Raw genomic sequence first — 25,032 nt, forward strand, 5'->3', positions numbered from 1 at the left:
TGATGCCATCGCGACGAAACTCAACAACCGTCCGCGCAAGTGCCTGGGATTTCGCACACCAGCCGAGAGTGTTGCCTTGACCGGTTGAATCTAAGGGGGGTTTCTTCGTGTGTACGGCCGCGAACTACTCGCCTGCGTGGGCCAGTTCGATGTCGTGGTCGTCCACGCCGGTGCCGGAGATCGTCACCGTGGTCGCCTGCGGCGGGTAGCCCGTCGCGGTGACCGTGTACGCGCCGCCGTCCAGGTCGGAGAAGGCGTATGCGCCGTCGAGGTCGGTCGTGGTCGTGGCGACCACGTTGCCCGCGGCGTCCACCAGCGTCACCAGCGAGTCTCCCAGCGGGGTGCCCGCTCCGCGGACCGTGCCCCGCACATGGGCGCCGGGCCGTAGCTCGACCTCGATGCGCGTGATCCCGGTGCCGCCGATCTCGACGGGCAGGGCCAGCGGCCGGTGCTTGGGGGAGTTGACCGCGAGGGTCACCGTCCCCGGCACCAGGTCGGTGACGGTGAACTCGCCCAGGACGCCGGTGCGTCCGGTGGCCAGCACGTCCCCGCGGACGTCGGTCACGATGACCACGGCCTCCGCGACCGGAGCCCCGCTGTCGACGGACAGCACCACACCGGCCAGGCCGCTGGTGCCGCTCAGCAGGGCGTCGTACGACACCGGCGCGTCCCCGGCGACGACGATCGTCGAGGCTTGTGGCTGGTAGCCGTCGGCGGAGGCGATCAGGACGTACGAACCGGCAGCGGGCGCGTCCACGCCGTACGTGCCGTCGCCGCCCGAGACCGACCGGCCCAGTTGCTTCCCGCCGAGTGAGATCAACGTCACCGCGGCGCCGGCCACCGGGGCCCGCTCCGCGCCCAGGACGTGGCCGCTCACCGGGATGCCGTCGGCGACGGCGCCGCCCTCGACGACGCCCGCGATGTACTCGTCGCCCTCGCCCGGCAGGGCCGTCGGCGACGTGAGAGAGGGTGCGTGCCGGCGTGTCGGCTCCGGCTCCGTAGCGACCGGGTCCCAGCTGCGCGGTCGCGGCCCTGGGGCCCTCCGTACCCACGCCGACGGCTCCCATGCCGACCGCGCCCACGGGCAACGGCTCCCCGGCCACGTCCTCCGCCGCAGGCCCTTCGCTGAACACGCCCACGCCCTCCGACGCCCCGTCCGCCGACGCAGGCTCCCGTCGCGGAATGAACGCCGCGAGCGCGAAAGCCAGCAGTGCCGCGCCGCCGCCGATGGCGAGGACGCCGTCGCGGGCGTCATCCTGGCGCAGATGACCACCAACCTCGGTCCGGTCGCCCTGCCCTCGGAGAACGGCTTCAAGACAAGACCGGCGGTGAGCAGCGACTTGCCCAGACCGTAGCCGGTCGCCTCAGGCAACTGTAGGAGCTGCGGAAGAACCAGGGACATCGCGAACATGCCGAAGCCGAGGGCGATCGAGGCGAGGTTGGTGAACAGCACCTGGCGGCGGGCGGTGGTGCGCAGGTCCACCAGCGGCTGCTGCGTGCGCAATTCCCGCCAGCCCCACACGAGCAGGATCACGACGGCCGCCGCGAAGAGACCGAGGATCGTGCCGCTGCCCCAGCCCCAGTCGCCGCCCTTGGAGATGGCCAGTAGCAGGCAGACCAGGCCGGCCGCCATGCCGAGGCCGCCGATCAGATCGAATCGGCCGCCCGTGCGCACCTTGGACTCGGGCACGAGAAGCAGGACCAGGAGGAGGGCGACGGCGCCCATGGCGCCCGAGCTCCAGAACAGCATGTGCCAGTCGAAGTTGTCGGCGATCAGTGCGGCGGCAGGCAGGCGGAGGGCGGCGCCGACCCCCAGGGAGGCGCTCATCATGGCGGTCGCGGAACCGAGCCGTTCGGCGGGCAGTTCGTCCCGCATGATGCTGATGCCGAGCGGGATCACACCGCCCGCCGTGCCCTGGAGCAGTCGGCCGACGATCATCGGGGTCAGGGAGTCGCTGAGGGCGGCGGCGATCGATCCGGCCACCAGGAGGACCAGGCTCAGCAGGAGCATGCGGCGCTTGCCGTACATGTCACCGAGCCGCCCCATCATCGGGACGGCGACGGCAGCGGCGAGCAGGGTGGCGGTGACGGCCCAGGCGGTGTCAGACGCGGGGGCGTTCAGGAGCTGTGGGAGCTCCGGGACGATCGGGATCACCAGCGTCTGCATCAGTGCGACGACGATCCCGTCGAAGGCCAGTACCGCCACGATGACACCGGGCCGTGGTGCCGTGGCTTCCGGGTCGTCGACGGGTCGAGGAAGAGGATGGGACATGGGTCGAGCCTCCGGTGGGCGTCGGTGGCAGCGCGACACGCCCAACCAAGTCAGTTGATTGACTTAAGTAAGCATGGTTGGATTCTGTGGCCGCCCCGTGAAGGGCTGGAGGTGAGGGGAGCCGTGCGCCTGCCGGGGCACACTGACCCCATGTCCACGCGCCGCAGACACTGCCCCGAATGCCGTCGCGAGATCGCCGTTGTCGCCGGACGCTTCGCCCGGCACGACCCGCCCGGCGCACGCGAGAGCGGGCAACTCGTCTCGTGCCCGGGATCCCGGAGACTGGCGGAACTCGGGGCGGCCCAGCCGTCGTTGGACGGGTACGCCGTCCCCGAATTCCCCGGACAGTTGCCTCTGTTCTAGACCGCCCCAGCCCCTAAGGCCTTACGTCCATCCGCGTCACCAACCCGTCCCCGGCGAACCGGTACACGTGCTCGACGGTCCCCTTCGCCCACCGCTCGCCCGACGCGTCCCGCATCCCGGTCCGTACGGTCGCCACGACCGCTTCGCCGTCCCCGTCGAGCCGCAGCCCCTCCAGCCGTACGAGGGGATGCCCGGCCGCGAACTGCCGTGCCCGGTACGCGCGTACCGCCTCGCGGCCGTGCACCCGGACCCCGTCCAGCATGTTCGGCCAGTCCACGTCCGGGGACAGGCAGTGCGGGACGAAGGCGTCCCGCTCGTCAGTGGAGAAGACCTCGTACATCCGCCGCAGCAGCGCCTCCCGCGCGGCCGGAACCCCCCTCGGCGCCCACCCTCAGTTCCCCGCCACCGACTTGACCGCCACCGACACCGGCGTCTTCCCGGCGACCAGCTCCAGGGTCAGACCTGCCGTCGCCGGAGTGTCCAGCAACTCCGCGAGTACGGCGGCCACGTCGTCGCGCGGAATCGGGCCGCGGCCCGTGTGCGCCTCCAGGCGTACGAGGCCGGTGCCGGCGTCGTCCGTCAGCGCGCCGGGGCGCAGGATCGTCCAGTCCAGGGCGTCCAGGCCGGTCACGTACGCGTCGGCCTCGCCCTTGGCGCGCAAGTAGACGTCGAAGACCTCGCTGCCCTCGTGCGCCGGGTCGGCGCCCATGGACGACACGACCAGGAACCGCCGTACGCCCGCCTGGACCGCCGCGTCCGCGAACAGCACCGCCGCGCCCTTGTCCACCGTGTCCTTGCGGGCCACCCCGCTGCCCGGGCCCGCGCCCGCCGCGAAGACCGCCGCGTCGGCGCCCCGCAGCTGCGCCGCGACCTCCTCGACCGAGGCCGACTCCAGGTCCAGCAGGACCGGTTCGGCGCCGACCTCCCGCAGATCGTCGCCCTGTTCGGCGCGGCGGATGATCCCCGCGACCTCGTCCCCGCGCGCGGCGAGCAGCCGCTCCAGCCGCAGCGCGATCTGACCATGACCACCAGCGATGACAATGCGCATGCCTTCGACCGTACGCCCGGACGGCCGCATCCGCCGCACGACTTCGGCCAGGCCCCAGGAACCACGCGCTCACGGGCGTCGGGGCGTACACGGGGCGCCCAAGCTCCAGATGCACGCCCCCGGCGCACGCCGCCAAGAAGCCGCACGCCCAATCCGCCCCTTACGACACCTCTCCCCGCCCCTGCCGAGGCAACCCCAGCTCCCCAGTGGCCGCCGAGTTGCAGTACTCCCGCACCGCGCTCGTGCGTGCCACCACGCGCCCCCGGTGCACCACGATCCGGCTGTACGCCAGCGACAGCGCCCCCGCCAGCCGGTCGCCGCGCACAGCCAGCAACTCGGCCGGGAATCCCGCCTCCACCCGCACCTCCGGCAGGCCCAGCACCGCCCGCGCCGACGTGCTCACCGCGTCGTACGCGTCCTCGGGGCGCAGCCCGTGACGGGACGCCAGCAGATAAGCCGCCTCCAGCGGATCGCCGCGCCCCACCGGGTTCGACACGTCACGCAGGGCGCCGCTGCCCGCGGTCACCCGCACCCCGGCCGCGCGCAGCAGTCGTACCGGTGCGGTGCCCCGGCGCTCGACGCCCCCGCAGCCGCCCTGCGGCAGGCACACCACCGCCACGCCGGCGGCCGCGAGCTGGTCGGCGGTGCGGCCGGCCGTCTCGGCGGGCAGCCGGCTCAGGCCGCCGCACGGGGCGAGCGTCACCCCGGGGCGCAGCCCGCCCGCCATCGCCGCGAGACGGGACAGACGCGCGGGGTCGGTGGCGTCGGTGTGCAGGTCGACGGGGCAGCCATGCTCCGAGGCGACCTCGAGGACCGCTTGGACGTAGCCCGTCGGATCGGGGTCGAGATCGGGACAACCGCCCACCACGGAGGCGCCCATCTTCACCGCGTCCCGCAGCATCGCGAGACTGTCGGCCCCGGCCACCCCGGTCAGCACCCTCGGCATCGCCACCGTCGCGAGCTCGGTGAGCCCGCGCAGCGCCCGCCGCGCCTGCAGTACGGCGGCCAGCGCGCCGAGCCCCTGGACGTCCCCCACGCGCACGTGTGCCCGCAGCGCGGTCGCCCCGTGCCCCACCTGCAGCAGAGCGGCCTCGGTGGCCCGGCGCTGGACGTCCTGGACGTCGTACGACACCGGTCCCTCACCCTCGCCCGACAGCGCGGTGTCGGCGTGGGCGTGCGGCTCGGCCGGAGCCGGCAGGAGCAGATAGCCACTGAGGTCCACGTGCGCGCCACACGCGCGCGTGCCGTCCACCGCGAGGCTCCCGGCCGTCCCGACGGCCTCGATGCGCCCACCGCCCAGCCGTACGTCCACGGTCCGGCCATCGGTGAGCCGCGCCCCGCACAGCAGCAGCGAGGCGGGGTCGGCCGGGCCTGACGACGAGGACGACGAGTGGGACGGCTGCGGCTGACTGTCGGGCATCGCGTTCCAGGGGCTCGGGGGCTGCGGGGCTCGGGGACCGCGCGAGGGGACGGAAGATCACTCAGAGTGAGTCCGAGCCTAGGGTGACGACATGCTCGCGACGCGGAGGAGCGCAATAGTCGTACCGGTGTGGTCCGTCCTGCGCGAGAGGCCTCCGTGGCTCATGGGAGGACCGGGCCGCAGGGCCCGGTGGAGGCCGCGAAACGGATTTGGGTGAACGGCGGCCGAGCGTGTAATGTCTTCATCGCTCGCCCCAATAGCTCAGTCGGCAGAGCGTCTCCATGGTAAGGAGAAGGTCTACGGTTCGATTCCGTATTGGGGCTCTGGTGTGAGAGGTTCCCGCCGCGAGGCGGGACCCGATCGCATCACAGCGGTGTAGCTCAGTCGGTAGAGCAAGCGGCTCATAATCGCTGTGTCACCGGTTCAAGTCCGGTCACCGCTACTGACAGTAGCCGATTGTGGGGTCGGTCCTTCGATCGGCTACTCTTTCTTGCGTTAATCCATTTCTATCCGTTCGTCAAGGAGCACTCACGTGGCTGCCACCGACGTCCGCCCGAAGATCACGCTGGCCTGCGTGGAGTGCAAGGAGCGGAACTACATCACCAAGAAGAACCGGCGTAACAACCCGGACCGTCTTGAGATGAAGAAGCACTGCCCGCGTTGCAATGCGCACACCGCGCACCGCGAGACGCGATAAATCAGGCTCGTACGTGAGGCCGCCCCCGCAGTCGGGGGGCGGCCTCACGTCGTTTGGTCCCCGGTTACCGTCCGGTTCCGGTCGACTACAGGTCAACCACAGCACACATCCAGGAGGTACCGAGCCATGGCGCTCGACCAGTCCTTCGTAGGGCGGACCTATCCGCCCACCGACCCGTACGAGGTGGGCCGGGAGAAGATCCGTGAGTTCGCGGAAGCGGTGGGGGACCCCAACCCGGCGTACACGGACCCGGAGGCCGCCAAGGCGCTCGGCCACCCCGATGTGATCGCCCCGCCGACCTTCGTCTTCTCGATCACCTTCAAGGCGGCCGGACAGGTCATCGAAGACCCGCAGCTCGGCCTGGACTACAGCCGCGTCGTGCACGGCGACCAGAAGTTCGCCTACGTCCGCCCGGTGCGCGCCGGTGACCGGCTCACCGTCACCACGACCATCGAGGCCATCAAGTCCATGGCGGGCAACGACATCCTGGACGTCCGGGGCGAGGTGCACGACGAGGCCGGCGAGCACGTCGTGACCGCCTGGACGAAGCTGGTCGCCCGCGCGGCCGAGGAGGCCTGACATGACGGCGAAGATCTCCTACGACGACGTCGAGGTCGGCACCGAGCTGCCCGGGCAGTCCTTCCCCGTGACCCGCGCCACCCTCGTCCGGTACGCGGGCGCCTCCGGGGACTTCAACCCGATCCACTGGAACGAGAAGTTCGCCAAGGAGGTCGGGCTGCCGGACGTCATCGCGCACGGCATGTTCACCATGGCCGAGGCGATCCGTCTGGTCACCGACTGGACCGGCGACCCGGGTGCGGTCGTCGAGTACGGCGTCCGCTTCACCAGGCCCGTCGTCGTCCCCAACGACGACCAGGGCGCCACGATCGAGGTCACCGGCAAGGTCGCGGCCAAGCTCGACGACAACAAGGTCCGCGTGGACCTCACGGCGACCAGCGCCGGGCAGAAGGTGCTGGGGATGTCGCGGGCCGTCGTACGACTGGCCTGAGCGCCGACCGCGGGGAACGGCTCGGCCGGCTGCCGGGCCGTTCGACCGTGACGGTGCTGTCAGTGCCGTCTCGTAGTCTTGGGCGCGTGCAGGAACTCCACGACGCCCCCCTCGCCCCACTGACCACCTTCCGGCTGGGCGGACCGGCGACCCGGCTGGTCTACGCGACGACCGACGCCGAGGTCATCGCCGTGGTCCGCGAGGCCGACGACAGCGGGACACCGCTGCTCCTCATCGGCGGCGGCTCGAACCTGGTCATCGGCGACGAGGGCTTCGCGGGCACCGCGCTCGTCATCGCCACCAAGGGCTTCACGCTCGACGGCACCCGGCTGGAGCTGGCCGCCGGCGAGGTGTGGACCGACGCCGTCGCCCGGACCGTCGAGGCGGATCTCGCCGGCGTCGAGTGCCTCGCCGGCATCCCGGGCTCGGCGGGCGCGACCCCCATCCAGAACGTGGGGGCGTACGGCCAGGAGGTCTCGTCGACGATCACCGAGGTCGTCGCCTACGACCGCCATGCGCGGGAAACGGTCACGCTGACGAACGCGGAATGCGCCTTCTCCTACCGCCACAGCCGCTTCAAGGCCGACCCCGAGCGGTACGTCGTCCTGCGCGTCCGCTTCGAACTGGAGGACGCGAGGGGCCTGTCAGGGCCCCTCAAGTACGCCGAGACGGCCCGGGCGCTGGGCGTGGAAGCCGGCGACCGCGTGCCGCTCGCCGACGCCCGCGACACCGTCCTGAAGCTGCGCTCCGGGAAGGGCATGGTCCTGGACCCCGAGGACCACGACACCTGGTCGGCCGGGTCCTTCTTCACCAACCCGATCCTCACCGACGAGGAGTTCGCCGCCTTCCACGCGCGCGTGCGGGAGCGGCTGGGCGACGGCGTGCGGCCGCCGGCGTACGCGGCGGGGGAGGGGCACACCAAGACCTCCGCCGCCTGGCTGATCGACAAGGCGGGCTTCACCAAGGGCTACGGCACCGGACCGGCCCGGATCTCCACGAAGCACACGCTCGCCCTCACCAACCGGGGCGGGGCGAGCACCGAGGACCTGCTCGCACTGGCCCGCGAGGTAGTCGCCGGCGTCCGCGACGCCTTCGGGATCACACTGGTCAACGAGCCGGTGACGGTCGGCGTCAGCCTGTAGACCGGCAGGGCTCGTGAGGAGCTAGGCGAGCCAGTCGTCCACCCCGGCCAGCAGCTTGGTCTTCATCTCCTCCGGCGCCGCCGAGGCCCGTACCGACTGGCGGGCCAGTTCCGCCAGCTCGGCGTCCGTGAAGTCATGGTGGTGGCGGGCGATCTCGTACTGGGCCGCCAGCCGGGACCCGAACAGGAGCGGGTCGTCCGCGCCCAGGGCCATCGGGACGCCCGACTCGAAGAGGGTGCGCAGGGGCACGTCCTCCGGCTTCTCGTACACGCCCAGGGCCACGTTCGAGGCCGGGCACACCTCGCAGGTCACGCCCCGGTCGGCCAGGCGCTTCAGCAGCCGCGGATCCTCGGCCGCCCGCACCCCGTGCCCGATCCGGTGCGCGTCCAGGTCGTCCAGACAGTCCCGGACCGACAACGGGCCGGTCAGCTCGCCGCCGTGCGGCGCCGACAACAGACCCCCCTCGCGGGCGATCGCAAAGGCCCGGTCGAAATCCCGTGCCATGCCCCGGCGTTCGTCGTTCGACAGACCGAAACCGACCACGCCCCGGTCCGCGTACCGCACCGCCAGCCGGGCCAGCGTGCGCGCGTCCAGCGGGTGCTTCATACGGTTCGCGGCCACCAGGACACGCATCCCCAGGCCGGTCTCCCGCATCGTCGTGTCCACCGCGTCGAGGATGACCTCCAGGGCCGGGATCAGACCGCCCAGGCGTGGGGCGTACGAGGTCGGGTCGACCTGGATCTCCAGCCAGCCCGAGCCGTCCCTGAGGTCCTCCTCGGCCGCCTCCCGGACCAGGCGCTGGATGTCCTCCGGTTCCCTGAGACACGAGCGCGCCGCGTCGTACAGGCGCTGGAAGCGGAACCAGCCGCGCTCGTCCGTCGCCCGCAGTCTCGGCGGCTCCCCACTGGTCAGTGCTTCGGTCAGCGCCTCGGGCAGCCGTACGCCGTACTTGTCGGCGAGCTCCAGCACGGTGGTCGGTCGCATCGACCCGGTGAAGTGCAGGTGCAGATGGGCTTTCGGCAGCTCAGAGACATCACGTACACGCTCCATTCCAGGATCCTGCCGTACGTTGCTGTCGTCCCGGTAGCGCTTTCCCCGAACGTGGTCTTGCTCGCACAAACGACAGAGGACCACCCCTCGACGTTCAGGGGTGGTCCTCCCGCCAGACTTCAGTCGCGAGCCTCCGCCAGCAGCTTCTGGATCCGGCTCACGCCCTCGACGAGGTCCTCGTCGCCCAGGGCGTACGACAGCCGCAGGTAGCCCGGCGTGCCGAAGGCCTCGCCCGGGACGACCGCGACCTCGGCCTCCTCCAGGATCAGCGCGGCCAGCTCGACCGTGTCCTGCGGGCGCTTGCCGCGGATCTCCTTGCCCAGCAGGCCCTTCACCGAGGGGTAGGCGTAGAAGGCGCCCTCGGGCTCGGGGCAGAGGACGCCGTCGATCTCGTTCAGCATCCGCACGATCGTCTTGCGGCGCCGGTCGAAGGCCTCGCGCATCTTCGCGACCGCGTCCAGGTTGCCGGAGACGGCGGCGAGGGCGGCGGCCTGGGCCACGTTCGAGACGTTCGACGTGGCGTGCGACTGCAGGTTCGTGGCCGCCTTCACGACGTCCTTCGGGCCGATGATCCAGCCCACGCGCCAGCCCGTCATGGCGTACGTCTTCGCCACGCCGTTGACCACGATGCACTTGTCGCGCAGCTCGGGCAGGAGGGCCGGCAGGGAGACGGACACCGCGTCGCCGTAGACGAGGTGCTCATAGATCTCGTCGGTCAGCACCCACAGGCCGTGCTCGACGGCCCAGCGGCCGATCGCCTCGGTCTCGGCCTCGCTGTAGACCGCGCCCGTCGGGTTGGACGGCGACACGAAGAGGACGACCTTCGTCCGGTCCGTACGGGCGGCCTCCAGCTGCTCGACCGAGACGCGGTAGCCGGTCGTCTCGTCGGCGACCACCTCGACGGGGACGCCGCCCGCGAGACGGATCGACTCGGGGTAGGTCGTCCAGTACGGGGCCGGGACGATGACCTCGTCGCCCGGGTCCAGGATCGCGGCGAAGGCCTCGTAGATCGCCTGCTTGCCGCCGTTGGTGACCAGGATCTGCGAGACGTCCGGTTCGTAGCCGGAGTCACGCAGGGTCTTCGCGGCGAGCGCGGCCTTCAGCTCGGGCAGGCCGCCGGCCGGCGTGTAGCGGTGGTACTTCGGGTTCTTGCAGGCCTCGATGGCGGCCTCGACGATGTAGTCCGGGGTCGGGAAGTCGGGCTCGCCGGCGCCGAAGCCGATCACCGGACGCCCGGCGGCCTTGAGGGCCTTGGCCTTGGCGTCCACGGCGAGGGTGGCGGACTCGGAGATCGCGCCGACTCGGGCGGAGACCCGGCGCTCGGTGGGAGGGATTGCAGCGCTCATGGGGCCCATCGTTTCAGACCGGAAACTCACCCGGCACGCGGGTTTCACAGACTGAACATGTGCGGGCAAACCCCAGAACACCCGTCCGGAACCCGCTCGCGGCCAGGGCGATCTTCGGCCGATCTGATGCCGTTCCGCCGCCGTTCTTCCCTCCGCACAGCCCCTACGGGCACTTTCTGTTCGACGACCGGCCCCGGAACACGTACACTCTCACCTCGTTGGCCTTCAACAGCTCGCGCTGAACCGGTGCACACCGAGCACCCGGTTGGATGCGGTACGTTGGGGGGCACACAAAGGGTCGTAGCTCAATTGGTAGAGCACTGGTCTCCAAAACCAGCGGTTGGGGGTTCAAGTCCCTCCGGCCCTGCTACACACTTCTTAGCCAGAATGTGTGTGTGCGCATGTACGTACAGCAATGCACCGCCGTGCGGCTCAGACCGGGCGCGGCACGGCCACGACCCGGAATCAGGTGAGGACGAGTGACGGACGCCGTGGGCTCCATCGACATGCCTGATGCCCAGGACGAGGCGCCGGAGTCCAAGAAGAAGACTCGTAAGGGTGGCAAGCGCGCCAAGAAGGGCCCGCTGAAGCGCCTCGCGCTCTTCTACCGCCAGATCGTTGCGGAGCTCCGCAAGGTTGTCTGGCCCACGCGCAACCAGCTGACGACATACACGACCGTGGTGATCATCTTCGTCATCATCATGATCGGCCTGGTGACCCTGATTGACTATGGATTCGACCACGCCGCCAAGTACGTCTTCGGCTGAGCAAAGAGCGAAGGGCGCCGCGGGTTACCGGCGCCCCTTTCGCATGTTCCACCCCTATGTATCCAGGAAGAAGCAGCCACCGTGTCTGACCAGAACCTGAACGACGCCGTTGAGCCACGCGGGCAGGACGTCGAGTCCGTGGAAGACGAGCTCGACATCGTCGAAGGTGCGGACGAGGACCTGGACGAGGTCGAGGCTGCGGACGCCGAGGCGAGCGAGCCCGCCGAGGAAGCCGCCGTACACGTCGAGGACGAGGCAGAGGCCGAAGAGGAAGAAGAGGCCGAGCCCGTCGACCCCGTCGCCGCCCTGCGCGAGGAACTGCGGACCCTGCCCGGCGAGTGGTACGTCATCCACACCTACGCCGGCTACGAGAACCGAGTGAAGACCAACCTCGAGCAGCGCGCAGTCTCGCTGAACGTCGAGGACTACATCTTCCAGGCCGAGGTGCCGCAGGAAGAGGTCGTCCAGATCAAGAACGGCGACCGCAAGACTATCCGCCAGAACAAGCTCCCCGGCTACGTGCTGGTGCGCATGGACCTGACGAACGAGTCCTGGGGCGTCGTCCGCAACACCCCCGGCGTCACCGGCTTCGTGGGCAACGCCTACGACCCGTACCCGCTGACCCTGGACGAGATCGTCAAGATGCTCGCCCCGGAGGCCGAGGAGAAGGCCGCCCGCGAGGCCGCCGAGGCCGAGGGCAAGCCGGCTCCGCAGCGCAAGGTCGAGGTCCAGGTGCTGGACTTCGAGGTGGGCGACTCGGTCACCGTCACCGACGGCCCGTTCGCCACGCTGCAGGCCACCATCAACGAGATCAACGCCGACTCGAAGAAGGTCAAGGGTCTCGTGGAGATCTTCGGCCGCGAGACGCCGGTCGAGCTCTCCTTCGACCAGATCCAGAAGAACTAGTTCTCACTGGACGTACGCTTCCGACCAGGTCAGGCGGGCTGTCAAAGCTCGTCTGACCTGCTCGGTTTTTGGCCGCGCATCTATACCCGTTATCGTTGTGCGGTATGCCTTCAGCCGGGACGCGACCCGGGTGGGGGTAGACCCGAATCGAAAGGACCCGGAGAGCAATGCCTCCCAAGAAGAAGAAGGTCACGGGGCTCATCAAGCTCCAGATCCAGGCCGGCGCCGCCAACCCGGCCCCGCCGGTCGGCCCGGCGCTGGGTCAGCACGGCGTCAACATCATGGAGTTCTGCAAGGCCTACAACGCCGCGACCGAGTCGCAGCGCGGTTGGGTCATCCCGGTGGAGATCACGGTCTATGAGGACCGTTCCTTCACCTTCATCACCAAGACGCCGCCGGCCGCCAAGATGATCCTCAAGGCCGCGGGCGTGGAGAAGGGCTCCGGCGAGCCGCACAAGACCAAGGTCGCCAAGATCACCGAGGCGCAGGTCCGCGAGATCGCCACCACCAAGATGCCCGACCTCAACGCCAACGACCTGGACGCCGCCGCGAAGATCATCGCCGGTACCGCGCGTTCCATGGGCGTCACGGTCGAGGGCTGAACCCCACCTTCGTAGAACCATGCGGCTCGCGAGGCCGCACGTGGCAGGGCCTGCTCGGCCCGTACCACGACTCCTTTCAGAACCCACAGGAGCAGTTGTGAGCAAGCGCAGCAAGGCTCTCCGCGCTGCGGACGCCAAGATCGACCGGGAGAAGCTGTACGCCCCGCTCGAGGCCGTCCGTCTCGCCAAGGAGACCTCCACGACCAAGTTCGACGGCACCGTCGAGGTCGCCTTCCGTCTGGGTGTCGACCCGCGCAAGGCCGACCAGATGGTCCGTGGCACCGTGAACCTCCCGCACGGCACCGGTAAGACCGCCCGGGTCCTGGTCTTCGCGACCGGTGACCGTGCCGAGGCCGCTCGTGCCGCGGGCGCCGACATCGTCGGCGCCGACGAGCTGATCGACGAGGTGTCGAAGGGCCGTCTGGACTTCGACGCCGTCGTCGCCACCCCGGACCTCATGGGCAAGGTCGGCCGCCTCGGCCGTGTCCTCGGCCCGCGTGGTCTGATGCCGAACCCGAAGACGGGCACCGTGACCCCGGACGTGGCCAAGGCCGTGACCGAGATCAAGGGTGGCAAGATCGAGTTCCGCGTCGACAAGCACTCGAACCTGCACTTCATCATCGGCAAGTCGTCCTTCGACGACACCAAGCTGGTGGAGAACTACGGCGCGGCGCTGGAGGAGATCCTCCGTCTGAAGCCGTCCGCCGCCAAGGGTCGCTACATCAAGAAGGCCGCGATCAGCACCACGATCGGCCCCGGCATCCCGGTCGACCCGAACCGCACCCGCAACCTCCTCGTCGAGGAGGACCCGGCCGCGGTCTGAGCCTGACGGCTCGCCCTGTCGGCGACGGGCCCCGCACCTTCCGAGGTGCGGGGCCCGTTCCCATGTGTGGGTGCCGTGCCCTGGGTTAGCGTGCGGACAGGGCGATGGCACAGGGGGACGTATGAAGTGCACGGGCGGGCGCCGCGTCGCCCTCGCGGCCGCGGTGGCGGCCACGCTGGCGGGGTGTACCTCCGGTACCTCCTCCGGCTCCTCCCAAGAGCCCGACGGGGACCGCGGGGCGACCTCCGTCTCCCGGACGGCTCTGCGGTCCGCCGAGCGGTCCACCGACCGCGCCGAGTCGGCCCGGGTGCGGTCCACGACGGTCATGGGCACCGAGCTGTCCATCGAGGCCGACGGCGCCCTCGGCTGGGGCCACGGCCTCACCGGCGACCTGACGATCACGTACACCGGCGGCACCACGGCCGAGGCGATGCGCCGACTCGGCATCACGTCGATGGAGGCCCGCTATCTGTCCGACGCCTACTACGCGCGGATGGGCGACGCGTTCGCCGAGAAGGCCGGCGGCAAGCACTGGATCAAGTACGCGTACGACGATCTCGAGGCCCTCGGCGGTGGCGGCGCGAACCTCGCGGACCAACTGCGCAACACCACGCCGAACCAGTCGGTGAAGTTGCTGCTGGACTCCGATGACGTGCGGAAGGTCGGAGAGGAGACGGTGGACGGACAGGCCACCACCCACTACTCCGGCACGGTGACGGTGGCGGACGTCGCCGACGCGGAGCTGAGGAAGCAGCTCCAACACGCCGGTGTCACCACCGAGACCGTCGACATCTGGGTCAACGACCAGGATCTGCTGGTCAAGAAGGTCGAGAAGGGACGGACGGCGAGCGGCGAGCTGACCCAGACGGCCCACTACAGCGACTACGGCGTGAAGGTCTCCGCCGAGCGGCCTCCGGCCGGTGACACCGAGGACTTCAGAGAACTGCTGGAGAAGCAGGGTGGGCCGACCTCTTGAGCCTCCTGAGGCTCTTGGGAATTCAGGGGTGTGCTCCCGTGTCCTGGGATACGCTCGCGGCATTGCTGTGAACAATCCGTGTGTTCCTTGGGGGGAAACTATGGGGGCTTCCTTACGCCGTTCCGTGCGCCGCCGAGCAGCGGGTGCCGGGCTGACCGCACTGCTCCTCGCCGTCGGCGCGGTGGGGTGTGCGATGGGCGAGGACTCGCCGAAGATGACGCCGGCGGCGGCCGTCGCCAAGGCGGCCAAGAACGCGGAGGACATCACGTCCTTCCGGTACCGGATGACCGGCAAGGTGCCGGAGCAGGGCCGGGTCAAGGCCGACGCCGCGATGCGTATGAAGCCCACCGTGGCCATGAGCATGAAGATGACGGCGCTCGACCAGGGTGCGGACGGCACCGCGGAGATCCGGCTCGTCGACAAGGCCATGTACATCGGTGGGGGTGCCGCGGCCGCCGAGGAGATGGACGGCAAGAGCTGGCTCAAGTTCGACCTGTCCGAGCTGGGCGCCGAGGGACTCAATGATCCGTCGTTGGGGGCGGGCCAGGCCGACAGGAACCCGGCCGATCAGTCCACCTTCCTCACCGGCTCCAAGGATGTGGAAGACGTCGGCACCGAGACCGTCGACGGAGTGAAGACCACCCACTACAAGGGGACGGTCACCATGAAGGAGCTCCGGGAGTCCCTGAAGGGCGAGGACGACGCCACCCGGGAGCGGCGCTTCGACCAGTTCACGAAGCTGGGCGTCGACGCGGTCACGATGGACATGTGGGTCGACGGTGACGACCAGACCAGGCAGTTCCGCATGCGGGGCGACGGCGACAAGGGCCCGCTCGACATGACCATCACCTTCCTCGACGTCAACGAGCCGGTGACGGTCACGGCCCCGCCCGCCAAGGACACGATGGACCTCGCCGAGATGATGGAGGAAACGCAGAGCTGAGCGTCGTACGACCGGATTTGCTTGACCGCGATTCGGTCGCGTACTCTCCTAAAGAAGCCAAAGACCGCTGGTCGTTGCCGTGCGCTCGTGAGAGTGCCCGGTGGCCGAAGGATCCGCTGAAATCCGCGGACGACCCGCGCAGGTGACTGTGGAAGTGCTCCCGTCAGTTCGCTGCTCGCGCAGCGATTGCCGGTCGAGCTACGCCCCGTGCGCCTGCGCCGGGGCGTTTCGTTTGTCCCAGCCCCTTCCGAGCGGTCGTCATCACCCGGAAGGAGGCTGAGGCTCATGGCGAGGCCTGACAAGGTCGATGCTGTCGTGGAGATGCGGGACAAGTTCCGCAACTCCAACGGCGCCGTCGTTACCGCGTACACCGGTCTCACCGTCGCGCAGCTCCAACAGCTGCGTCGTTCACTCGGTGAGAACGCTCACTACCGCGTGGCGAAGAACACGCTGACCAAGATTGCGGCCAATGAGGCCGGGATCACCACGATCGACGACCTCTTCACGGGTTCGTCGGCCGTCGCCTTCGTGACCGGTGACCCGGTCGTGGCGGCGAAGGGTCTTCGTGACTTCGCCAAGGACAACCCCAACCTCGTCATCAAGGGCGGTGTCCTTGACGGCAAGGCGCTGTCCGCCGACGACATCAAGAAGCTTGCGGACCTCGAGTCCCGCGAGGTTCTGCTCTCCAAGCTGGCCGGTGCCATGAAGGGCAAGCAGTCGCAGGCTGCCGCTGTCTTCCAGGCGCTGCCGTCGAAGCTCGTCCGTACCGTGGACGCTCTTCGCGCCAAGCAGGACGAGCAGGGCGGTGCCGAGTAATTCGGCTCGCGAAATGACCGCGGCCTCGAGGCGGCTCGCCCGAGGCAGTGGTCGTAGCGGGCCGAACGTACGCCCGCCAGACATGTACATCCGGCACCTGCCGAATTAGTGGAAGGATCGCCCCTCATGGCGAAGCTCAGCCAGGAAGACCTGCTCGCGCAGTTCGAGGAGATGACCCTCATCGAGCTCTCCGAGTTCGTGAAGGCGTTCGAGGAGAAGTTCGACGTCACCGCTGCCGCCCCGGCCGCCATCGCCGTCGCCCCGGGTGCCCCGGGTGCCCCGGCCGAGGCCGAGGCCGAGCAGGACGAGTTCGACGTCGTCCTCACCGGCGCCGGTGACAAGAAGATCCAGGTCATCAAGGTCGTGCGTGAGCTGACCTCCCTGGGCCTGAAGGAGGCCAAGGACCTCGTGGACGGCGCCCCGAAGCCCGTTCTCGAGAAGGTCGCCAAGGAGGCCGCGGACAAGGCCGCCGAGGCCCTCAAGGGCGCCGGCGCCTCCGTCGAGGTCAAGTAAGACCTTCGGGGTCGTACGGACCCTGTAACGCTCAAGCGCCGAAGAGCGATCATCCATCCGGGTGGTCGCTCTTCGGCGTTCCGGGGTTCGGCGGTGGCTGCCTTGCACCGACGTTCGTGCGGAGTATGGTGATCTTCGTCGTGTCTCCGGGCGTCCCCGGTGCAGGCCGCAAGTGACGAGCGCAGCACCCGGTCCGAGCAAGGGGGGCCTTGACGAACCGCACGCAGCGCGCAATTCTCAGGACGCGTCGTCACAAGGATCCGAATCCGAGGCATGGATCGACGGCGAAGAGGGCAGTATCAACGTGCGTTGAGGACGTGGGCTTGCCGAAGGTGTTGAGAACAACGAGGGTCTCAAAAACCCGGACTGGACATCAGTGTGCCAAGTGGCTACACTGACCCTTTGCGCTGCCTGTTAGCTGCCTCCTGCCCGTCACCAGGGGCATGCCCTCGCTTGGACACCGACGATCAGATATCCCCGACCTGGGATCTCTGTCTCTGTGTGCGGGAGAGGGACCGGTACGCGCGTAGTGAGTCCGAGCCCTCGGAAGGACCCCCTCTTGGCCGCCTCGCGCACTGCCTCGACCGCGAATACGAACAACGGCGCCAGCACCGCCCCGCTGCGCATCTCCTTTGCAAAGATCAAGGAGCCCCTCGAGGTTCCGAACCTGCTCGCGCTGCAGACCGAGAGCTTCGACTGGCTGCTCGGCAACACCGCCTGGCAGAGTCGGGTCGAGGCGGCTCTGGAGTCCGGTCAGGACGTCCCCACCAAGTCCGGCCTGGAGGAGATCTTCGAGGAGATCTCTCCGATCGAGGACTTCTCCGGGTCGATGTCGCTGACTTTCCGCGACCACCGTTTCGAGCCGCCGAAGAACAGCATCGACGAGTGCAAGGAGCGCGACTTCACGTACGCCGCTCCGCTCTTCGTCACGGCTGAGTTCACCAACAACGAGACCGGCGAGATCAAGTCCCAGACCGTCTTCATGGGCGACTTCCCGCTCATGACGAACAAGGGCACCTTCGTCATCAACGGCACCGAGCGTGTCGTGGTGTCGCAGCTGGTCCGTTCGCCGGGTGTCTACTTCGACTCCTCCATCGACAAGACGTCCGACAAGGACATCTTCTCCGCCAAGATCATCCCCTCCCGGGGCGCCTGGCTGGAGATGGAGATCGACAAGCGCGACATGGTCGGTGTGCGCATCGACCGCAAGCGCAAGCAGTCCGTCACCGTCCTCCTGAAGGCGCTCGGCTGGACCACCGAGCAGATCCTCGAGGAGTTCGGCGAGTACGAGTCCATGCGCGCCACCCTGGAGAAGGACCACACCCAGGGCCAGGACGACGCGCTGTTGGACATCTACCGCAAGCTGCGTCCGGGTGAGCCCCCGACGCGTGAGGCCGCGCAGACGCTGCTCGAGAACCTCTACTTCAACCCCAAGCGCTACGACCTCGCCAAGGTCGGCCGCTACAAGGTCAACAAGAAGCTGGGTGCGGACGCTCCGCTGGACGCGGGCATCCTGACCGTCGAGGACATCATCTCGACGATCAAGTACCTGGTGAAGCTGCACGCGGGCGAGACCGAGACGGTCGGCGACAGCGGTCAGACGATCGTCGTCGAGACCGACGACATCGACCACTTCGGCAACCGCCGTCTGCGCAGCGTCGGCGAGCTCATCCAGAACCAGGTCCGTACGGGTCTGGCGCGTATGGAGCGTGTCGTCCGCGAGCGGATGACCACTCAGGACGTCGAGGCGATCACGCCTCAGACCCTGATCAACATCCGGCCGGTCGTCGCCTCCATCAAGGAGTTCTTCGGCACCAGCCAGCTGTCGCAGTTCATGGACCAGAACAACCCGCTGTCGGGTCTCACCCACAAGCGCCGTCTGTCGGCTCTTGGCCCGGGTGGTCTCTCCCGTGAGCGGGCCGGCTTCGAGGTCCGTGACGTGCACCCGTCGCACTACGGCCGTATGTGCCCGATCGAGACCCCTGAAGGCCCGAACATCGGTCTGATCGGCTCGCTCGCCTCCTACGGCCGCGTCAACGCGTTCGGTTTCGTGGAGACGCCGTACCGCAAGGTCACCGGCGGTGTCGTCACCGACGAGGTCGACTACCTCACGGCCGACGAAGAGGACCGGTTCGTCATCGCGCAGGCCAACGCCACGCTCAACGACGACATGCGGTTCGCCGAGAACCGCGTCCTGGTCCGCCGCCGTGGCGGTGAGGTCGACTACGTCGCCGGTGACGACGTGGACTACATGGACGTCTCGCCGCGCCAGATGGTGTCGGTCGCGACCGCGATGATCCCGTTCCTGGAGCACGACGACGCCAACCGTGCCCTCATGGGCGCGAACATGATGCGCCAGGCCGTTCCGCTGATCCAGGCGGAGTCCCCGCTCGTCGGCACCGGCATGGAGTACCGCTCCGCGGTCGACGCCGGCGACGTCGTCAAGGCCGAGAAGTCCGGTGTGGTCCAGGAGGTCTCCGCGGACTACATCACCACCGCCAACGACGACGGCACGTACATCACGTACCGCCTGGCCAAGTTCGCCCGCTCCAACCAGGGCACCTCGGTCAACCAGAAGGTCATCGTCCACGAGGGCGACCGGATCATCGAGGGCCAGGTCCTCGCCGACGGTCCGGCCACCCAGCAGGGCGAGATGGCGCTGGGCAAGAACCTGCTCGTGGCGTTCATGCCGTGGGAGGGTCACAACTACGAGGACGCGATCATCCTGTCGCAGCGCCTCGTGCAGGACGACGTCCTCTCCTCGATCCACATCGAGGAGCACGAGGTCGACGCCCGTGACACCAAGCTCGGCCCCGAGGAGATCACCCGGGACATCCCGAACGTCTCCGAGGAGGTCCTCGCCGACCTCGACGAGCGCGGCATCATCCGTATCGGTGCCGAGGTCATCGCCGGTGACATCCTCGTCGGCAAGGTCACGCCCAAGGGTGAGACCGAGCTGACCCCCGAGGAGCGTCTGCTGCGCGCGATCTTCGGTGAGAAGGCCCGTGAGGTCCGTGACACCTCGCTGAAGGTGCCGCACGGCGAGACCGGCAAGGTCATCGGCGTGCGCGTCTTCGACCGCGAGGAGGGCGACGAGCTTCCCCCCGGTGTGAACCAGCTGGTGCGCGTGTACGTGGCGCAGAAGCGCAAGATCACCGACGGTGACAAGCTCGCCGGCCGTCACGGCAACAAGGGTGTCATCTCGAAGATCCTGCCGATCGAGGACATGCCGTTCCTGGAGGACGGCACCCCGGTCGACATCATCCTCAACCCGCTGGGTGTGCCGTCCCGAATGAACCCGGGACAGGTTCTGGAGATCCACCTCGGCTGGCTCGCCAGCCAGGGCTGGGACGTCTCCGGCCTCGCGGACGAGTGGGCCCAGCGCCTCCAGGTCATCGGCGCCGACCGGGTCGAGCCGCGTACCAACGTGGCCACGCCGGTCTTCGACGGTGCCCGTGAGGACGAGCTCGCCGGCCTGCTGGAGCACACCGTCCCGAACCGCGACGGCGACCGCATGGTCCTCCCGTCCGGCAAGGCGCGGCTGTTCGACGGCCGTTCGGGTGAGCCGTTCCCGGACCCGATCTCGGTCGGCTACATGTACATCCTGAAGCTGCACCACCTGGTCGACGACAAGCTGCACGCCCGTTCGACCGGCCCGTACTCGATGATCACCCAGCAGCCGCTGGGTGGTAAGGCCCAGTTCGGTGGCCAGCGGTTCGGCGAGATGGAGGTGTGGGCGCTGGAGGCTTATGGCGCCGCGTACGCCCTCCAGGAGCTGCTGACCATCAAGTCCGACGACGTCACCGGCCGCGTGAAGGTCTACGAGGCCATCGTCAAGGGCGAGAACATCCCCGAGCCCGGCATCCCCGAGTCCTTCAAGGTGCTCATCAAGGAGATGCAGTCCCTGTGCCTCAACGTGGAGGTGCTGTCCTCGGACGGCATGTCCATCGAGATGCGCGACACCGACGAGGACGTCTTCCGCGCTGCGGAGGAGCTTGGCATCGACCTGTCCCGGCGCGAGCCGAGCAGCGTCGAAGAGGTCTGACGGGAGTTCGGAGGCCTTCGTCATGAAGGCCTCCGGCCCCAGGACCCCCGTATCAGACCCGATGACTTACAACCCTGAGAGGGATTGACGCATAGTGCTCGACGTCAACTTCTTCGACGAGCTCCGGATCGGTCTGGCTACCGCTGACGACATCCGTCAGTGGAGCCACGGCGAGGTCAAGAAGCCCGAGACGATCAACTACCGCACGCTCAAGCCCGAAAAGGACGGACTCTTCTGCGAGAAGATCTTCGGTCCGACCCGGGACTGGGAGTGCTACTGCGGCAAGTACAAGCGCGTCCGATTCAAGGGCATCATCTGCGAGCGCTGCGGCGTCGAGGTCACTCGCGCCAAGGTGCGCCGTGAGCGGATGGGCCACATTGAGCTGGCTGCCCCCGTCACGCACATCTGGTACTTCAAGGGCGTTCCGTCGCGGCTGGGCTACCTGCTCGACCTCGCCCCGAAGGACCTCGAGAAGGTCATCTACTTCGCCGCGTACATGATCACGTACGTGGACGAGGAGCGCCGTACCCGCGACCTGCCCTCCCTGGAGGCGCACGTCTCCGTCGAGCGGCAGCAGATCGAGAACCGCCGGGACGCCGACCTGGAGGCCCGCGCCAAGAAGCTCGAGACCGACCTGGCCGAGCTGGAGGCTGAGGGCGCCAAGGCCGACGTACGCCGGAAGGTCCGTGAGGGCGCCGAGCGTGAGATGAAGCAGCTGCGCGACCGTGCGCAGCGCGAGATCGACCGGCTCGACGAGGTGTGGACCCGGTTCAAGAACCTCAAGGTCCAGGACCTCGAGGGTGACGAGCTGCTCTACCGCGAGCTGCGGGACCGCTTCGGCACGTACTTCGACGGTTCGATGGGTGCCGCGGCGCTGCAGAAGCGCCTGGAGTCCTTCGACCTCGACGAGGAGGCCGAGAGGCTCCGCGAGATCATCCGCACCGGCAAGGGCCAGAAGAAGACCCGTGCGCTGAAGCGGCTGAAGGTCGTGTCCGCGTTCCTGCAGACCTCCAACAGCCCCAAGGGCATGGTCCTCGACTGCGTCCCGGTCATCCCGCCGGACCTTCGCCCGATGGTGCAGCTGGACGGTGGCCGCTTCGCGACCTCCGACCTGAACGACCTGTACCGCCGTGTGATCAACCGCAACAACCGCCTGAAGCGACTCCTCGACCTCGGCGCGCCCGAGATCATCGTGAACAACGAGAAGCGCATGCTTCAGGAGGCCGTCGACGCGCTCTTCGACAACGGCCGTCGTGGTCGCCCGGTGACGGGCCCCGGCAACCGTCCGCTGAAGTCGCTGTCCGACATGCTCAAGGGCAAGCAGGGTCGCTTCCGTCAGAACCTGCTCGGTAAGCGTGTGGACTACTCCGCGCGTTCCGTGATCGTCGTCGGTCCGCAGCTGAAGCTGCACCAGTGCGGTCTGCCGAAGGCGATGGCGCTGGAGCTCTTCAAGCCGTTCGTGATGAAGCGCCTGGTCGACCTGAACCACGCGCAGAACATCAAGAGCGCGAAGAGGATGGTCGAGCGCGGCCGCACGGTCGTGTACGACGTTCTGGAAGAGGTCATCGCGGAGCACCCGGTTCTGCTGAACCGTGCGCCCACGCTGCACCGACTCGGCATCCAGGCCTTCGAGCCGCAGCTGGTCGAGGGCAAGGCCATCCAGATCCACCCGCTCGTCTGCACCGCGTTCAACGCGGACTTCGACGGTGACCAGATGGCCGTGCACCTGCCGCTGTCCGCGGAGGCGCAGGCCGAGGCCCGCATCCTGATGCTGTCCTCGAACAACATCCTCAAGCCCGCCGACGGCCGTCCGGTGACGATGCCGACCCAGGACATGGTCCTCGGTCTGTTCTTCCTCACCACCGACGGTGAGATGCGGGACATCAAGGGTGAGGACCGCTCCTTCTCGTCCGTCGCCGAGGCGATCATGGCGTTCGACGCGGGCGAGCTCTCGCTCCAGTCGAAGATCGACATCCGCTTCCCGGTGGGCACCATCCCGCCGCGCGGCTGGACGCCGCCGGCGCAGGAGGAGGGCGAGCCGGAGTGGCAGCAGGGTGACTCGTTCCGGCTGCGGACGACCCTGGGCCGTGCGCTCTTCAACGAGCTGCTGCCCGAGGACTACCCGTTCGTCGACTACGAGGTCGGCAAGAAGCAGCTCTCCGAGATCGTCAACGACCTCGCCGAGCGCTACCCGAAGGTCATCGTGGCGGCGACGCTCGACAACCTGAAGGCGGCCGGCTTCTACTGGGCGACCCGTTCCGGCGTCACCGTGGCCATCTCCGACGTCGTCGTTCCCGAGGCGAAGAAGGAGATCGTCCGCGGGTACGAGGCGCAGGACGAGAAGGTCCAGAAGCAGTACGAGCGCGGTCTGATCACCAAGGACGAGCGCACGCAGGAGCTCATCGCGATCTGGACCAAGGCGACCAACGAGGTCGCCGAGGCGATGAACGACAACTTCCCGAAGACCAACCCGATCTTCATGATGGTGAACTCGGGTGCACGAGGCAACATGATGCAGATGCGTCAGATCGCCGGTATGCGTGGTCTGGTGTCGAACGCGAAGAACGAGACGATCCCGCGTCCGATCAAGGCGTCGTTCCGTGAGGGTCTGTCCGTGCTGGAGTACTTCATCTCCACGCACGGTGCCCGTAAGGGTCTGGCGGACACCGCTCTGCGTACCGCCGACTCGGGTTACCTCACCCGTCGTCTGGTCGACGTCTCCCAGGACGTCATCATTCGCGAGGAGGACTGCGGCACCGAGCGCGGCCTCAAGCTGGCGATCGCCGAGCGTGGCGCCGACGGCGTCCTGCGCAAGGCGGACAACGCCGAGACCAGCGTGTACGCGCGCTGCCTCGCCGAGGACATCGTCGTCGACGGCAAGGTGCTCGCCCCGGCGGGCGTCGACCTCGGTGACGTCCTCATCGACCAGCTGGTCGCCGCGGGCATCGAGACGGTCAAGACCCGCTCGGTCCTGACCTGCGAGTCCGCCGTCGGCACCTGCGCGATGTGCTACGGCCGCTCGCTGGCCACCGGCAAGCTGGTCGACATCGGTGAGGCGGTCGGCATCATCGCCGCCCAGTCCATCGGTGAGCCCGGTACCCAGCTGACGATGCGAACCTTCCACACCGGTGGTGTGGCCGGTGACGACATCACCCAGGGTCTGCCGCGTGTCGTCGAGCTCTTCGAGGCCCGTACCCCGAAGGGTGTCGCCCCGATCTCCGAGGCCCAGGGCCGCGTGCGGATCGAGGAGACCGAGAAGACCAAGAAGATCGTCGTCACGCCGGACGACGGCAGCGACGAGACGGCGTTCCCGATCTCGAAGCGTGCCCGTCTCCTGGTCAGCGAGGGCGAGCACGTCGAGGTGGGCCAGAAGCTCACCGTGGGTGCCACCAACCCGCACGATGTGCTGCGCATCCTGGGCCAGCGTGCCGTCCAGGTCCACCTGGTCGGCGAGGTCCAGAAGGTCTACAACTCGCAGGGTGTGTCGATCCACGACAAGCACATCGAGATCATCATCCGGCAGATGCTGCGCCGCGTGACGATCATCGAGTCCGGCGACGCCGAGCTGCTGCCCGGCGAGCTGGTCGAGCGCTCGAAGTTCGAGACCGAGAACCGTCGTGTGGTCCAGGAGGGCGGTCACCCGGCCTCCGGTCGTCCGCAGCTGATGGGTATCACCAAGGCCTCGCTGGCGACCGAGTCGTGGCTGTCGGCGGCGTCCTTCCAGGAGACGACCAGGGTCCTTACGGACGCGGCGATCAACGCCAAGTCCGACTCCCTGATCGGCCTCAAGGAGAACGTCATCATCGGTAAGCTCATCCCGGCCGGTACGGGCCTGTCCCGCTACCGCAACATCCGGGTCGAGCCGACCGAGGAGGCCAAGGCCGCGATGTACTCGGCCGTCGGCTACGACGACATCGACTACTCGCCGTTCGGCACGGGCTCCGGCCAGGCCGTTCCGCTGGAGGACTACGACTACGGTCCGTACAACCAGTAAGCGAGCGTCCGCTTGAGTCGAGGGGCGGTCACCTTTCGGGGTGGCCGCCCCTCGGCGTGTCCGGCGATGTGGTCTGTGCCGGAATCGCCGGTTCGGCGCATCATGGAGGGACTCGGGGGTTCGGGGAGGTGCTCCGTGTCCAATCCGTCGTGGCAGCCCTGGGAGCCGGGGCAGGACGAGCCTCAGCCGGGGCGTGAAGCTCCGCAGCCGGGGCAGGGTGTTCCGCGGCCCTGGCAGGGCGCGGGTGGTGCGCCGCACCCCTGGGAGGGCCGGGGTGGCCCTCAGCCTCAGCCCTGGGAG

Annotated in this window: 21 protein-coding genes and 3 tRNA genes; 18 read left to right on the forward strand and 6 right to left on the reverse strand. The window is 68.5% G+C overall.

All coding sequences use genetic code 11. The features are described 5' to 3' along the window. Positions 1 to 124: 124 nt before the first annotated feature. On the reverse strand, positions 125 to 2,272 hold the full coding sequence (locus ABT063_RS31605; RefSeq protein WP_351063050.1) for an MFS transporter: 2,148 nt from the start codon (positions 2,270 to 2,272) through the stop codon (positions 125 to 127). Positions 2,273 to 2,422: 150 nt separating this feature from the next. On the opposite strand from ABT063_RS31605, the gene ABT063_RS31610 reads away from it, so the two are divergent. Then, a complete protein-coding gene (locus ABT063_RS31610; RefSeq protein ID WP_351063052.1) occupies positions 2,423 to 2,635 on the forward strand; it encodes a hypothetical protein in 213 nt (70 codons plus the stop codon). A gap of 13 nt (positions 2,636 to 2,648) precedes the next feature. Here ABT063_RS31610 and ABT063_RS31615 read toward each other — a convergent pair whose 3' ends face one another. The 3 genes from ABT063_RS31615 to ABT063_RS31625 all read right to left on the reverse strand — a co-directional run bounded on the left by ABT063_RS31615 (position 2,649) and on the right by ABT063_RS31625 (position 5,103). Then, positions 2,649 to 2,975 (reverse strand): nuclear transport factor 2 family protein, encoded by a 327-nt coding sequence (locus tag ABT063_RS31615; RefSeq protein ID WP_351063054.1) that lies wholly within the window; start codon positions 2,973 to 2,975, stop codon positions 2,649 to 2,651. A 51-nt stretch (positions 2,976 to 3,026) separates the two neighbouring features. Then, on the reverse strand, positions 3,027 to 3,683 hold the full coding sequence (locus tag ABT063_RS31620) for an SDR family oxidoreductase (RefSeq protein ID WP_351063055.1): 657 nt from the start codon (positions 3,681 to 3,683) through the stop codon (positions 3,027 to 3,029). A gap of 160 nt (positions 3,684 to 3,843) precedes the next feature. Then, entirely contained in the window at positions 3,844 to 5,103 is a 1,260-nt protein-coding gene (locus ABT063_RS31625; protein WP_351063057.1) for an amidohydrolase family protein, read from the reverse strand. A gap of 250 nt (positions 5,104 to 5,353) precedes the next feature. Between ABT063_RS31625 and ABT063_RS31630 the strand changes: the two genes are divergently transcribed. The 6 genes from ABT063_RS31630 to ABT063_RS31655 all read left to right on the forward strand — a co-directional run bounded on the left by ABT063_RS31630 (position 5,354) and on the right by ABT063_RS31655 (position 7,951). After that, positions 5,354 to 5,426: transfer RNA gene (locus tag ABT063_RS31630), tRNA-Thr, on the forward strand. A gap of 46 nt (positions 5,427 to 5,472) precedes the next feature. Continuing rightward, positions 5,473 to 5,545: transfer RNA gene (locus tag ABT063_RS31635), tRNA-Met, on the forward strand. 90 nt (positions 5,546 to 5,635) lie between these two features. Further along, the gene (gene rpmG, locus ABT063_RS31640) at positions 5,636 to 5,800 is read left to right on the forward strand and encodes a 50S ribosomal protein L33 (RefSeq protein ID WP_003948671.1); all 165 of its coding nucleotides are present in this window, start codon (positions 5,636 to 5,638) and stop codon (positions 5,798 to 5,800) included. A gap of 126 nt (positions 5,801 to 5,926) precedes the next feature. Then, a complete protein-coding gene (locus ABT063_RS31645) occupies positions 5,927 to 6,379 on the forward strand; it encodes an FAS1-like dehydratase domain-containing protein (protein WP_351063059.1) in 453 nt (150 codons plus the stop codon). Position 6,380: 1 nt separating this feature from the next. Next, complete coding sequence (locus ABT063_RS31650) at positions 6,381 to 6,809, forward strand: MaoC family dehydratase (RefSeq protein ID WP_351063061.1); 429 nt, start codon at positions 6,381 to 6,383, stop codon at positions 6,807 to 6,809. A gap of 86 nt (positions 6,810 to 6,895) precedes the next feature. Next, positions 6,896 to 7,951, forward strand: coding sequence for a UDP-N-acetylmuramate dehydrogenase (locus ABT063_RS31655; RefSeq protein ID WP_351063063.1), 1,056 nt, complete (start codon positions 6,896 to 6,898; stop codon positions 7,949 to 7,951). Between the two features lie 21 nt (positions 7,952 to 7,972). On the opposite strand, the gene ABT063_RS31660 is transcribed toward ABT063_RS31655, so the two are convergent. Beyond that, complete coding sequence (locus ABT063_RS31660; protein ID WP_351063065.1) at positions 7,973 to 9,001, reverse strand: adenosine deaminase; 1,029 nt, start codon at positions 8,999 to 9,001, stop codon at positions 7,973 to 7,975. 119 nt (positions 9,002 to 9,120) lie between these two features. Then, the gene (locus tag ABT063_RS31665) at positions 9,121 to 10,347 is read right to left on the reverse strand and encodes a pyridoxal phosphate-dependent aminotransferase (RefSeq protein WP_351063067.1); all 1,227 of its coding nucleotides are present in this window, start codon (positions 10,345 to 10,347) and stop codon (positions 9,121 to 9,123) included. A gap of 294 nt (positions 10,348 to 10,641) precedes the next feature. On the opposite strand from ABT063_RS31665, the gene ABT063_RS31670 reads away from it, so the two are divergent. From ABT063_RS31670 to ABT063_RS31720, 11 genes are all read left to right on the forward strand, one after another. After that, positions 10,642 to 10,714 (forward strand) — tRNA-Trp (locus tag ABT063_RS31670). Positions 10,715 to 10,826: 112 nt separating this feature from the next. Continuing rightward, positions 10,827 to 11,114 carry a preprotein translocase subunit SecE gene (secE, locus tag ABT063_RS31675; protein ID WP_351063069.1) on the forward strand — a complete coding sequence of 96 codons (288 nt, stop codon included), beginning with the start codon at positions 10,827 to 10,829 and terminating at the stop codon, positions 11,112 to 11,114. Between the two features lie 81 nt (positions 11,115 to 11,195). Further along, a complete protein-coding gene (gene nusG / locus ABT063_RS31680; RefSeq protein ID WP_351063071.1) occupies positions 11,196 to 12,020 on the forward strand; it encodes a transcription termination/antitermination protein NusG in 825 nt (274 codons plus the stop codon). Between the two features lie 167 nt (positions 12,021 to 12,187). Further along, the gene (gene rplK, locus ABT063_RS31685; protein WP_053846805.1) at positions 12,188 to 12,622 is read left to right on the forward strand and encodes a 50S ribosomal protein L11; all 435 of its coding nucleotides are present in this window, start codon (positions 12,188 to 12,190) and stop codon (positions 12,620 to 12,622) included. Positions 12,623 to 12,719: 97 nt separating this feature from the next. Continuing rightward, complete coding sequence (gene rplA, locus ABT063_RS31690; protein WP_351063073.1) at positions 12,720 to 13,445, forward strand: 50S ribosomal protein L1; 726 nt, start codon at positions 12,720 to 12,722, stop codon at positions 13,443 to 13,445. Between the two features lie 121 nt (positions 13,446 to 13,566). Next, positions 13,567 to 14,421: an SCO4651 family lipoprotein gene (locus tag ABT063_RS31695; protein ID WP_351063075.1), complete on the forward strand. Its 855-nt coding sequence runs from the start codon at positions 13,567 to 13,569 to the stop codon at positions 14,419 to 14,421. Positions 14,422 to 14,521: 100 nt separating this feature from the next. Continuing rightward, positions 14,522 to 15,364, forward strand: a complete 843-nt coding sequence (locus ABT063_RS31700) for an SCO4651 family lipoprotein (protein ID WP_351063077.1) — start codon at positions 14,522 to 14,524, stop codon at positions 15,362 to 15,364. A 285-nt stretch (positions 15,365 to 15,649) separates the two neighbouring features. Then, positions 15,650 to 16,180 (forward strand): 50S ribosomal protein L10, encoded by a 531-nt coding sequence (gene rplJ, locus ABT063_RS31705; protein WP_351063079.1) that lies wholly within the window; start codon positions 15,650 to 15,652, stop codon positions 16,178 to 16,180. A 126-nt stretch (positions 16,181 to 16,306) separates the two neighbouring features. Next, on the forward strand, positions 16,307 to 16,693 hold the full coding sequence (gene rplL, locus ABT063_RS31710) for a 50S ribosomal protein L7/L12 (RefSeq protein ID WP_351063081.1): 387 nt from the start codon (positions 16,307 to 16,309) through the stop codon (positions 16,691 to 16,693). Positions 16,694 to 17,252: 559 nt separating this feature from the next. After that, positions 17,253 to 20,738, forward strand: a complete 3,486-nt coding sequence (gene rpoB, locus ABT063_RS31715) for a DNA-directed RNA polymerase subunit beta (protein WP_351063083.1) — start codon at positions 17,253 to 17,255, stop codon at positions 20,736 to 20,738. A 94-nt stretch (positions 20,739 to 20,832) separates the two neighbouring features. Next, entirely contained in the window at positions 20,833 to 24,732 is a 3,900-nt protein-coding gene (locus tag ABT063_RS31720) for a DNA-directed RNA polymerase subunit beta' (protein WP_351063085.1), read from the forward strand. The last annotated feature ends 300 nt before the right edge of the window (positions 24,733 to 25,032 follow it).

The sequence above is a fragment of the Streptomyces sp. NPDC002838 genome, from assembly GCF_040295365.1.
Classification (GTDB): Bacteria; Actinomycetota; Actinomycetes; order Streptomycetales; family Streptomycetaceae; genus Streptomyces.